We start from the raw sequence: 11,631 nt of genomic DNA on the forward strand, positions 1-11,631 counted from the left end.
CTCGCCGGGGTCAGCCGCGCTGGATCAGGATGGTACGGGCGAACGCCCCGTCGGCACCGACCAGCTTCGTCGGCAGGCAGACCAGTTCGTACTCCCCCGGCGGTACGGCGTCCAGGTCGGCGTTCTCCAGGATGATCACGCCGGAGCCGAGCAGCGCGTGGTGGGCGTCCCAGGTGTCGGTGCGCCGGTGGCTCTCGATGGTCAGGTAGTCGATGCCGATCAACGCGACCTGCTGGTCGATCAGCCAGCGGGCGGCTTCCGGGGAGAGCCCGACCCAGGAATCGGCGCGCTCGGTCTCGCGCAGCGGGCCGGCGGAGTTGCTGGTCTTCAGCAGCACCCGCGACGCTCCGGCGACACCGGCGGCGACCAGGTCGTCGACGGTGACGTCACCGTCGACACCGGTCAGGTCGGCGACGATCGCCGGGCCGACCAGGGTTTCCAGGGCGACCTCGTCGATCGGGGTGGCACCGTCGACGAAGTGCGCGGGGGCGTCGACGTGGGTGCCGGTGTGTGCGCCGAGCCGCCACCTTGTGACGTTGGAGGCGTCGCCGTTGGCCAGCGACTCGACGATCTCCACCTCGGGCTTACGGCCCCAGTGCAGCATCTTCGGATGGATCGGCAGGGTGATGTCGTAGATCTTCACGCGGGTCCTCCGGGCGTGGCGGGACGGGCAGGGCGTGGCGGGACGGTCAGGGCCGGCGCGACGGTCAGGGCCGGTGGGTGGGGTCGGGCCAGGGTTCGCGGACGGCGGCGGCGACGGCCCGGGCGGTGGTGGCCACGCAGCGGTCGAACTCGGCGCGGCCGTGTTCGGCGGTGGCGTCGGCGACGTCGCGGCCCCACACGCCGGTGTCGCTGACCTGGTCCATCCGGTAGTCCCAGAAGGAGTCGACGTCCCGGTGCGAGGTGGCCTTCTCCATCTGGACCAGGTCCGGGTGCAGGTGCAGCATCACCGAAGTCTCGAAGTAGTTGGCGTGCATCAGGCCGCGGCCGTAGTAGACGTGCCCGTCGACCTCCGGCCCGGGGTACATGGTCACGTAGGCCAGGGCCCGCACCCGCGCGTCGCGGTGACGTACCCGCAGTTTCTCGGCGGAGACGTCGAGCGACCCGGCGTTCCAGATGTGCCCGTTGAGCAGGATGAACTGCCGGACACCGCTGGCGTGCAGCGAGTCGATGACGTCTTCGACGACGGCGATGAGGGTTTCCGGCCGCAGCGCGATCGTGCCGGCGAAGTCGCCGTGCGAGGCGGAGACGCCGTAGCCGATCGGCGGCACCACGGGTACGCCGGTGAGCGCGGAGACGTCGCGGGCGACCGCGTCGCAGATGAGGGTGTCGACGGCGAGCGGCAGGTGCGGGCCGTGCTGTTCGGTGGCACCGACTGGGATGATCACCGCGTCGACCATGGTCGCCGTCTGGCCGGCCTCCGGCCAGGTCAGATCGGCCCAGGCGACCGGAGTGCCGGGGCCGCCGAGTTCGGCGGCGAGCGCCGCCCGGTCGAGGTCGGTGTGGGACGGGTCGGACACGGTGTTCCTCTCGGTACATGGACGGGGTCGAAAACGGCGCGGGGGCCCGACGGCCGGATCGGACCGAGCCGCGTCGGGTCGGCGCCGGTCAGTTCGCCTCACCAGGCGCGGCGGGACTTCTCCGGGAGCAGGTCGATGGCCGCCATGGCGGTGACGGCACCGTCGACGGTGGTGATCCAGACGCGGGTCTGCGGGCTGTAGTCGCTGATCAGCTCCCGGCACACGCCGCACGGGGCGATGATCCGGAACCGCCCGGCGGGTTTGATCTGGACGGAGACGACGCTGTCGACGGTGAGCGGCGCGTCCGGTGCCAGCGCGCCACGGGCCGCCCCGAGGGCGACCCCCTCGGCGCAGATGGAGCTGCGCCGGCACGACCCTTCCAGGTGGACGCCGGTGTGGATGGCACCGTCGGGGGTGCGCAGCGCGGTGGCGACCTCGTGCCGGCCGGCGACCCAGACCTTCGACAGCAGTCGCTGGGCGACGTCGAGCAGTTCGACGTCGCCAGGGGCCATGTCGGCCGGCGGCGGCACCGGCGTGACGTCGGTGGCGATCATGTGGAGATCCCGAGCAGTTTCGCCATGTTGCCGCCCTCGACCAGGGCCCGGTCGGCCGCGCTCGGGATCGCCTTGGCGATCTTCATGCGTTCCAGGTCGAAGTCGGAGCCGGGCCACTCGCTGCCGAGCAGGATCTGCGTCGGGCCGAGCCGGGCATAGGCCCGCCGGACGTCGCTGATCAGCGTCGCCGAGGTCTCCAGGTAGATGTGCGGGTTGCGTTCGGCGACGATGATCGCCTCCGGGACGTTCCACACCGCGCCCATGTGGGCGATGATCGTCGGCACCTGCGGGTGGCCCTTGGCGATCTCCTCGATCGCCAGGGGGGCGCAGAACGCGTCGTCGAGCGCGTTGATCAGCACCATCAGACCGTGTTCGGCGCAGGCGGCGAAGACCGGGTCGAGCAGACCGTGGTCGGCGACGTGGTAGCCGTGCATGCTCGGATGCAGTTTGAGGCCCTTGAGGCCGGCGTCGGCGATCCGGGCGATCTCGTCGAGTGCGTCGTCGTCGGCCGGGCGGACCTGCCCGAACCCGAACAGCCGGTCGGGATGTGCCTTGGTCAGGCCGATGATGAAGTCGTTCTCGATCCGCTGGGCCAGCGAGCAGACCATCGCCATGTCCACCCCGGCGGCGTCCATCCGGTCCAGGATGCGTCGCGGGTCGAACGGTGTGTACGGCGGCGGTGCCTGGCCGGGACGGGCACCGGTGAGGTAGTCGGACCTGCCCCGGACGTCCTGGGTGGTGTTGTACGCGTCGATGATCATCGTGGTGCGCCTCCGGTGGTGACGGTCGATGGTGCCGGGATGTCGGCCGGCACCAGGGGCAGGTGGCAGCGGACCGTGCGGTCCGCGGCGATGGGCCGCAACGCGGGGGGTTCGCTGCGGCAGCGGTCGACGGCGTACCGGCATCTGGTGTGGAACAGGCAGCCGGCCGGCGGGTGCGCCGGATCGGGCAGCTCGCCGGCGAGCACGATCCGCTCCCGGCCGCCGGCGCGGTCCAGCGTCGGTACGGCCGACAGCAGCGCCTCGCTGTACGGGTGCGCCGGGCCGGCGAAGAACGCGTCACGGTCGGCGATCTCGATGATCTGGCCGAGGTACATCACGGCGATCCGGTCGGCGATGTGCCGTACCACGCCCAGGTCGTGCGAGATGAACAGCATGGTCAGACCGCGCTGCCGGGTGAGATCGGCGAGTAGGTTGACCACCTGGGCCTGGATGGAGACGTCGAGGGCGGAGACCGGCTCGTCGGCGACGATGAACCGGGGGGACGGCGCGAGTGCCCGGGCGATGCCGATCCGTTGCCGCTGCCCGCCGGAGAACTCGTGGGGCCGGCGCCGGCCGGCGTCGCGGCCCAGCCCGACGAGGTCGAGCAGGTCGTCGACGGTACGGCGGGCCTGCGCCCGGCTCATGCCCCGGCCGCGCAGCAGCGGCTCGGCGACGCTGTCGGCGATCCGTCGCCGGGGGTTGAGCGAGCTGAACGGGTCCTGGAACACCATCTGCAGGTCGGCGCGGGTCTGCCGGAACACGGTCCCCCGCAGACCGGTGATCTCCTTGCCGAGCAGTCGGATGCTGCCGGCGGTGGGTTCGGTGATCCGCAGGATGGCCCGGCCGAGGGTGGACTTGCCGCAGCCGGACTCACCGACCAGGCCGAGGGTCTCCCCCGACCGGATCTCCAGGTCGACGTCACGCACGGCGCGGACCGGGTCGCCGCCGCGCCCGGGGTACTCCACCCGAAGGCCGGTCAGCTGGATCAGCGGTACACCGGTCACGGGTGACCTCCGACTCGTGCGGGGGTACGGGCGGCGTGGCGGGCCGCCGCGTCGAGCAGGCAGGCGTCGAGGTGGCCGGCGTCGCCGTACCGGCGGGTCAGCTCGGGTGGTGAGGTGTCGCAGCCATCGTGGTGAAACGCGCAGCGCGGGGCGAAGCCGCAGCCGGGCGGGCGGGTGACGCCGGTGAGCGGGCTGCCGGGGATGGCCGGCAACTGGTCGGCGACCGGCCCGTCGACCCGGGGCACCGAGTCCAGCAGACCCATCGTGTACGGGTGTTGCGGCTGGTACAGCACCTGGTCGCGGGTGCCCTGCTCGACGATACGGCCGCCGTACATGACGGCGACCCGGTCGGCCACCTCGGCGACCACCCCGAGGTCGTGGGTGATCAGCACGATCGAGGTGCCGTGCTCGGCCTGCAGCCGTTTGAGGGTGGCCAGCACCTGCGCCTGGATGGTCACGTCCAGGGCGGTGGTCGGCTCGTCGGCGATGAGCACGGTCGGGTCGTTGGCCAGCCCGATGGCGATCATCACGCGTTGCCGCATCCCGCCGGAGAGCTGGTGCGGGTAGGCGCGGGCGTTGCGGGCCGGGTTGGCGATGCCGACGTCGGCGAGCAGCTCCTCGGCCCGCCGCCAGGCCTGCGCCCGACTGACCCGCTGGTGGGTGCGGATCATCTCGGCGACCTGGGCACCGGCGCGTTGCAGCGGGTTGAGCGCGGCGAGGGCGTCCTGGAACACCACCGAGACGTCCCGGCCCCGGACCTGACGCAGGGTGGCCTCGCTGGCAGTGGCGAGGTTGCACCCGTTGAAGTCGACCTCGCCGCTGATGTGGGTGCCCGGTGCCCGGTTGAGCCCCACCAGGCTCATCGCCAGGGCGGACTTGCCGGAACCGGACTCGCCGACCAGGGCGAGGATCTCCCCGGCGTACAGGTCGAGGTCGACGCCGGCGACGGCGGGCAGCCGTCCGGCGGGCACGTCGAACTCGACCCGTAGCCCGCGTACGGACAGCACGGGCGGTGCCGGGGCCGCCGGGGCGGAGGTCACCGGGGCGCTCCGGCGAGGCTGGCGGCGGCCCGCTCCACCAGGTCGGCCACGTCGCGGGGCCACACCCGGGGGGTGAAGTGGCTGCCGGTGATCTCGGCGACGGTGGCGCCGGCGCGGGCCGCCATGTCCCGTTGGGTGTCCGGCCGCAGCGTCTTGTCCTGGGCGGCGACCAGGTACCAGGCAGGCAGATGGCGCCAGGCGGGGACCCCGGTGGGCTCGGCGAAGATGGCGTCGGCGCTGGGTCGCGAGTCGGCGTCGAAGCTGGCCCGTTCGTCCTCGGGCACGTCCCAGCCGATCTCGGCCCAGTACTCGGGGCTGTGGTCGGAGAACCATTCGCCGTCGGGCCCACGCCGCATGTGCCGGCTGACCTCGGCCGGCGGATACCGGCCGATGATGTCCTGGATCGACTCGCCCTCGTCGGGGGCGAACGCGCAGACGTAGACGAGCCCGGCGACCCGCTCGTCCCGGCCGACGTTGGTGATCACCGCGCCGCCGTAGGAGTGGCCGACCAGCAGCACCGGCCCGGTGGTGGCGTCGAGAAGGGCGGCGGTGTTGGCCACGTCCTCCCGCAGCGAGTTCATCGGATTGGTGACCAGTTGCACCCGGTGGCCGGCGGCGCGCAGCAGCGGTGCGACGCCGGACCAGGTGCTCGGAGTGCCGCCGGCACCGTGCACCAGCACGATATCCATGGTGGACTCATCCTTTCCGCAGGCGGGGATCGAGGACCAGGTAGAACAGGTCGACCGCGGCGTTGACCAGCACGAAGAGCAGCGCGATCGCCAACGCGGCCCCTTGGACGACCGGGTAGTCGCGTTGCAGCACCGAGCTGACCAGCAGGTTGCCGACGCCGGGATAGGAGAAGACGGTCTCGGTGATCACCGAGCCGCCGAGCAGCGAGCCGAACTGCAGGCCGAGCACGGTGACGATGGGCAGCCCGGCGTTGCGCAGCACGTGCCGGCGCAGGATGGTCCGCTCCCGCAGGCCCTTCATCCGGGCGGTCCGGACGAAGTCGTCGCTGAGCACCTCCAGTACCGAGGCCCGCACGATCCGGGTGATGAACCCGGCCATCGCCAGCGCCAGGGTGGTGGCCGGCAGGATCAGGTACTGCAGCCAGGGCCAGACCAGCTCCGGCCGGTCCTGCAGGATCGCGTCGAGCAGCACGAAGTTGGTGGTGGGCCGGTAGTCGAGCTGGCTGGGCAGCCGACCGATGACCGGCAGCCAGCGCAGCCACACCCCGAAGATCACGATGCTGAGTACGCCGAGGGCGAACCACGGCAGCGAGAAGCTGACGGTGGCGATGGACCTGGTGGTGGTGTCCACCCAGGTGTCCTTGCGCAACGCGGCGATCACCCCGGTGACCACGCCGAGCGCCACGGCGATCAGCATCGCGGCGACGGTCAACTCGATGGTCGCCGGCAGCGCCCCGCCGAGCAGGGCCAGTACGTCGTTGCCGCCGTAGAACGACCGGCCGAGGTCCAGCCGGGCCAGGTCACCGAGGTAGGTGAGGTACTGCTCCCAGACCGGCCGGTCCAGGCCGAGTGCCTCGTTGATCCGGGCCTCGTTGGCGGAGATCTGCTCGGCGCTCAGCCCCTGGGTGCCGCTGGCCGCGAGAGTCGACGACGGCGAGCCGGGCAGCCGGCGGATGGCCAGGAACACCAGGGAGGCGAGGACGAACAGCACCAGCGGCACGCTGGCCAGCCGGCGTACCGTCAGCATCGGCAGTGACCTGCCGCGCAGCAGCCGGATCATCGGCGGCTCCTCGGGTCCAGCGCGTCACGCAGGTCGTCGCCGACGAAGTTGCCGGCGACCACGAAGATCAGCGTCAGCGCGGCGGGCAGCACCACCAGCCGGGGCGCCGAGTAGATGAACTCCTGCCCGGCCTGCACCATGTAGCCCCAGTCCGGGGTGGGCGGCTGGATGCCCAACCCCAGGTAGGACAGGCCGGCGGCGAACCCGGCGGCGACCGAGAGGGTCATCACCACCTGGGCGAGCATCGGGCCGGCGATGTTCGGCAGGATCTCCTGCACGATGATCCGGGGCGACCGGGTGCCGCCGAGGCGGGCGGCGAGCACGTAGTCCCGGGCTGCCTCGCGGGCGGTCAGCGCCCGGGCCAGCCGGGCCAGGCCGGGCGACAGGGCGATCCCGACGCCGGTCACCAGGCTGGTCACGCCGGGGCCGCTGGCCGCGACAACCAGGATGATCAGCAGCATCGAGGGGAAGGCGAGCCCGATGTCGGTCAGCCGCATCAACAGTTGCTCGCCCCAACCGCCGAGGTAGCCGGCGAGCATCCCGACGGTGACGCCGATCGCCGCGGCGAGGCCGGTGGCGAGGAACGCGACCAGGAGCAGGGGTCGGGCGCCGTACACCAGCCGGGCGAGGAAGTCGCGGCCGAGGTCGTCGGTGCCGAGCGGATGCCCGGCCGCGCCGATCCCGGCCAGCGTCACGTTGGTCTGGCGTTCCGGGTCGGCGCCGACGAGCAGCGGGCCGACCAGGGCGATCAGGATGAACCCGATCAGGACCAGCCAGGAGACGGCGGCCAGCCAGGACCGGGCGATGGAGCGCCGGGCGTAGCCGGCTCTCCATCGCCCGACCGGCCGCGCCCCTGCGACCGTCACTGGTCCCCCGGACGGGCTGAGGGGGTGGCCTCACACACTGGCGTTCTCCATGAAACAGCGGTGGTTGCCCAACGCGTCGACGTTGGCGCCTTCGACGTTGGCACCGGTGACCACCGGGTTGGCCGAGTAGCAGAGCATCGACAGCACCATGTACTGCTCGGCGAAGCGCCGCTGGATGTCGCTGTACGCGGCGGTGCGTTCGGCGCCGTTGGGCAGGTTCTTCGCCGCGGCCAGGTCGGTGGCGAACGCTTCCGCGCCGGGCAGCGTGTTCAGTCCGGAGGTGAAGTCGCCGTAGACACCGGACGGCAGGGCCATCGCGCCGATCATGTTGTCCGGATCCGGGATGTAGGAGTTGCGTTCCCAGATCATCAGCTCGTGGAACGGGTCGTCCGGGTCGAGCAGCCGGCTGAAGTAGGTGGCCGGGTCGACCGAGTCGGTGACCACGGTCAGCCCGATGTCGGTGAGGTTCTGGGCGACGATCTGGGCGGCACGCGGGTGCCACGAGTCGCTGGCGGCCATCAAGGCGACCTGCCGGCCGGTGGCACCGGCGGCTTCGATGAGCCGGCGGGCCTCGTCGGGGTCGAACCGGCTCAGGTCGGCCAGGCTGGGGTCGTAGCCCTGCTGCGACGGTGGGATGGCGAAACCGTCGGGCAGCGCGGCGATGCCGAAGAACGCCTGGGCGATGATCGCTTCCCGGTCGATCGCCAGGTTGATCGCCTGGCGCACCTCCAGCTCCGGGATCCGCCGTGCGTCGATCATCATCATCGCGTCGAAGCTGTACGGCGTCTCGTGGAAGGTCACCGCGTCGTCGGCCTTGAGCTGCTCGACGGCCGAGTACGGAGTGAACTGGGTGGCCGACAGGTCACCGCTGAGCAGCGAGCTGACGATCGTCGACGGGTCCTGCACCTGCTGCATGACCAGCCGGTCGATCTTGGGGCGGCCGCTGCGGTAGTCGTCGAACGCGGTCAGCACCACCTGCTGACCGGCAGTGGCGGAGGAGAACTTGAACGGCCCGGTGCCGACCAGGTTCTTGCCGATGTCGGCGCCGTACTCGTCGAGGGCGGCGGAGGAGATGATCCGGCCGCCGATGTCGGACAGCCGGTTGAGCACCGTGGCGTCGGGGCTGGCGAGCACCATGACGACGGTGTAGTCGTCCGGGGCGTCGAGCGACGCGACGTTGGCTCCGAGGCTGCGCAGCGGCCGCGACGACCCCTCGGGCAGGGTCGGGTCGTCCTCGTTGAACTGCCGGCCGAGGCTGGCCAGCACGTCGGCGGAGGTGAAGGTGGTGCCGTCGTGGAAGGTGACGCCCTCGCGCAGCTTGAACGTGTAGGTAAGCCCGTCGTCGGAGATCTCCCAGCTCTCGGCGAGATCGGCCTGCGGCTCGTTGGTCTCGAACGAGATGAAGGTCAGCCCACGGCAGATGCAGTCGACGGCCATCCAGTCACCGAGCGAGGTGTAGAACGCGGGATCGAAGACGGCGCTGGTGGCGTCGATCCCGAGGGTCAGGGTGCCGCCGGTGGTGCCGCTGTCGTCGCCGTCGTCGTTGCCGTCGGACGCGACGCCACAGGCGGCGAGCAGGCTGCTGGCGCCGAAACCGAGGCCGAGCAGGCCGGCGCCGCGCAGCATCGCGCGACGAGATATCAGGTTCTGCGGGAGATTGCGGGAATCGTCCGACATGGTGCGCTCCTCGGCAGGGTATGGGACGAAGATGGATTAAATTTCATCAGGATTGGATCCAAAACCATGATCTGCGGTACCCAATTCGGGCCCGTATCGCGATTGTGAACGTCTGATGTCAGTACGTTCGGGCCAATGTGGACAGGTCCCCGTGGCCGGCGCCTCGGCCGGCGTACCGGCCGTCAGTCGGCCGGCACCACGTCAGAGTCGGTCGCACAGCAGGCGTCCGCGGTGCCCCGCGCCGCCGCCGGATCCGGCACGTCCATCGCCGGATTGCGGTCGAAGAAGCCGTCCGGCTCCAGGATCATGTGGATGGCGTCCACCGGCATCACCGGCCACTGCTCCGGGCGGGGGAAGTGATGCGTGCCGAGCACCGGCCACAGCACCAGCTCGGTGCCGTCGATCGACCGGTCCTGACGCTGCCAGACCTGGACCCCGTCGGAGCCGGGCTCGGCGTGGTTCGGGTACTGGCCGCCGAGGAACTGCTCGCTCGGGTCGTACGGCGTGGCCCACAGATGCTGGTGGATGAAGGGCGCTCGGCGGGCCATCACCGAATCGGGCCGGGCGAACGACCGGGTGGTGTTCGGCAGCAGCAGCCGGTAGGCGGTCGGTTCGCCGTACCGGTTGGTCCGGGTGGTGCTCTCCACCCGCCAGCGCCGGGCGGTCGCCGGGTCGGTGCGCCGCGCGGCCTGCGACTCGCGCAGCAGCGGGGTCCGCACGTTGCGCACCGCGTTGCCGTACGGGTCGAGCGCCGGATCGGTCTCGCCCTCGGCGTGCTCCTCGACGAGGCGGTTGTGCGGGCCGTCCACCGCCATGTCCAGGCGCAGCCCGAAGTAGTGCTGGTGGGTGGGGGTCTGCACGTTCGGCGCGACGACCCGGCCGTAGCGCACCTCGTCGCCGTCGTGAATGCCGGAGGCGGAGAGCATCCCGGTGAGCTTGACCTCCAGCTCGATACGGCCGTCCTGGTACAGCGACCAGTAGAAGCCGTAGTCGTAGTTGGCCACCGTCTGGAAGTTGGAGATCACCAGTCGCCGGGAGCGACGCACCTGGCTGACCCCACGGCGCAGGTCGTTGTGCTTCCAGAGGATGCTGTGGTCCTCCTCGTGCATGCAGATCGCGTTCGGGATGGTCACCGGGTCGCCGTCGCCGCCGAGGTAGGCGGTGTCGAAGTAGTAGATGACGCCGAGGCAGTCGCAGCCCAGGGCCAGCGAGTTGGTCAGCGGTCCGGCACCGTACTCGCCCCAGTCGAAGAAGTTCTTGCGGTACTGGGTGGAGTTGGGGTCCAGGTACGGCACGTACATTTCGTTGCAGGCGGCCCGCTTGACCACCGGTCGCCCCTGGAACTCCAGGTCGTGCAGGACCAGGCCCTCCCGGTGGGTGAACCCGACCCGCAGCCGCCAGCCCTGCCAGGAGACCTGCCAGCCGTCGACGGTGAAGCTGGGCCCGTCGGGCTGCACCACGTCCAGCGGCTTGAGGCCGGGTCGGGTCGGCCAGGCCGCCGCCTCCAGCGGGCCGGCCTCGTCGGAGATCGGGACCACCCCGTGGTCCTCGACCTCCAGCACCTCCATGGTGGCCATGTCGATGATCGGCACCACGCCCTGCACCGGGCGGACGTAGCCGTTGTCCCCCTCGTCGACCCGGTGCCAGACGGTGCCCCAGGTCAGCCGGCGGTCGGCGTAGCGCTTCGGCTCGAAGCCGCCCATCGACTCGGCGTCGACCATCACCAGGGAGACGTCGTGGATGCCCCGCTTGGCGAGCACCTCGCGGAACAGCGGGCTCTGCCGGCAGGCCTGGGCGGCGGCCCGGGCCTCCTCGGAGGTGATGCCCGGCCGGCGTGGATCGAGCGGACGCCAGTCGAGGCAGCGGTCGGCGGTGCCGTCCGCGCCTGCGGTCAGCGCGACGTCGATCTCCCAGGCGGTGCCGGCGGCGTGGTCCATGGCCACCAGGCCGATGCGGACCTCGCCGGCAGCGGCGGCACCGGCGACGACGGCACGAGCGTGGGCTTCGTCCAGCGTGGCGCCCCAGAAGCGGGTCCGCTCGCCGAGCCGACCGTCGGCCCGGGCGGCGGCCACGGCACGGGCGATCTCCGCCGGGCTCGGCGGGTCGAGCGGGTGGCTGCGGTGGGTCCGTGCGTCCGGGGTGGGGTGGCAGGCACTCACGGTTGCTCCTGTCGCCGTCGCGGGAGTCGTCCCGGTGCGGTCCGGCTCGCCTGGGGTCGGTCTGCGTCGGTGTCGGTGCGGCTGCGGCGGGCCGGTGCTTCCGGAAAACTCCCTGGCCAAGGTAGTCTCGGATACTACCGCAGGATGTTTGGATCCAAAACCGGGATCCAAAGGCAAATGTACGGGACCCGCAGCTCTCCGGGCGGGCTTGCTATCGTGACACCCACATCGCACCACTGTGGAGGCGATGGCAGCCGGCCTGACGCGCGGCCGGCTGCGCCGTACACCGATCAGACAGGGG

The 11,631-nt window shown here is 71.3% G+C and carries 11 protein-coding genes; all 11 read right to left on the bottom strand.

All coding sequences use genetic code 11. From position 1 onward, the window contains the following. Nucleotides 1-10 precede the first annotated feature (10 nt). The gene (locus O7623_RS12605) at nucleotides 11-643 is read right to left on the bottom strand and encodes a cyclase family protein (RefSeq protein ID WP_282228804.1); all 633 of its coding nucleotides are present in this window, start codon (nucleotides 641-643) and stop codon (nucleotides 11-13) included. A 64-nt stretch (nucleotides 644-707) separates the two neighbouring features. Continuing rightward, a complete protein-coding gene (locus O7623_RS12610) occupies nucleotides 708-1,520 on the bottom strand; it encodes a creatininase family protein (protein ID WP_282228805.1) in 813 nt (270 codons plus the stop codon). 98 nt (nucleotides 1,521-1,618) lie between these two features. Next, nucleotides 1,619-2,074 (bottom strand): hypothetical protein, encoded by a 456-nt coding sequence (locus O7623_RS12615; RefSeq protein ID WP_282228806.1) that lies wholly within the window; start codon nucleotides 2,072-2,074, stop codon nucleotides 1,619-1,621. Then, on the bottom strand, nucleotides 2,071-2,835 hold the full coding sequence (locus tag O7623_RS12620; protein WP_282228807.1) for an amidohydrolase family protein: 765 nt from the start codon (nucleotides 2,833-2,835) through the stop codon (nucleotides 2,071-2,073). The genes O7623_RS12615 and O7623_RS12620 overlap by 4 nt, the downstream gene beginning before the upstream one ends. Beyond that, nucleotides 2,832-3,839 carry an oligopeptide/dipeptide ABC transporter ATP-binding protein gene (locus tag O7623_RS12625; RefSeq protein WP_282228808.1) on the bottom strand — a complete coding sequence of 336 codons (1,008 nt, stop codon included), beginning with the start codon at nucleotides 3,837-3,839 and terminating at the stop codon, nucleotides 2,832-2,834. The genes O7623_RS12620 and O7623_RS12625 overlap by 4 nt, the downstream gene beginning before the upstream one ends. Further along, nucleotides 3,836-4,879 carry an ABC transporter ATP-binding protein gene (locus tag O7623_RS12630; RefSeq protein WP_282228809.1) on the bottom strand — a complete coding sequence of 348 codons (1,044 nt, stop codon included), beginning with the start codon at nucleotides 4,877-4,879 and terminating at the stop codon, nucleotides 3,836-3,838. The genes O7623_RS12625 and O7623_RS12630 overlap by 4 nt, the downstream gene beginning before the upstream one ends. Continuing rightward, nucleotides 4,876-5,568, bottom strand: coding sequence for an alpha/beta hydrolase (locus O7623_RS12635; protein WP_282228810.1), 693 nt, complete (start codon nucleotides 5,566-5,568; stop codon nucleotides 4,876-4,878). Before O7623_RS12635 ends, O7623_RS12630 begins: the two co-directional genes overlap by 4 nt. A 7-nt stretch (nucleotides 5,569-5,575) precedes the next feature. Beyond that, a complete protein-coding gene (locus tag O7623_RS12640; RefSeq protein ID WP_282228811.1) occupies nucleotides 5,576-6,628 on the bottom strand; it encodes an ABC transporter permease in 1,053 nt (350 codons plus the stop codon). Next, nucleotides 6,625-7,494, bottom strand: coding sequence for an ABC transporter permease (locus O7623_RS12645; RefSeq protein ID WP_282228812.1), 870 nt, complete (start codon nucleotides 7,492-7,494; stop codon nucleotides 6,625-6,627). The genes O7623_RS12640 and O7623_RS12645 overlap by 4 nt, the downstream gene beginning before the upstream one ends. Before the next feature lie 30 nt (nucleotides 7,495-7,524). Beyond that, nucleotides 7,525-9,171, bottom strand: a complete 1,647-nt coding sequence (locus tag O7623_RS12650; protein ID WP_282228813.1) for an ABC transporter substrate-binding protein — start codon at nucleotides 9,169-9,171, stop codon at nucleotides 7,525-7,527. A 182-nt stretch (nucleotides 9,172-9,353) separates the two neighbouring features. Beyond that, on the bottom strand, nucleotides 9,354-11,330 hold the full coding sequence (locus tag O7623_RS12655; protein ID WP_282228814.1) for a primary-amine oxidase: 1,977 nt from the start codon (nucleotides 11,328-11,330) through the stop codon (nucleotides 9,354-9,356). Between the last annotated feature and the right edge of the window lie 301 nt (nucleotides 11,331-11,631).

Origin of the sequence: Solwaraspora sp. WMMD791 (assembly GCF_029581195.1) — a bacterium.
Lineage (GTDB): Bacteria > Actinomycetota > Actinomycetes > Mycobacteriales > Micromonosporaceae > Micromonospora_E.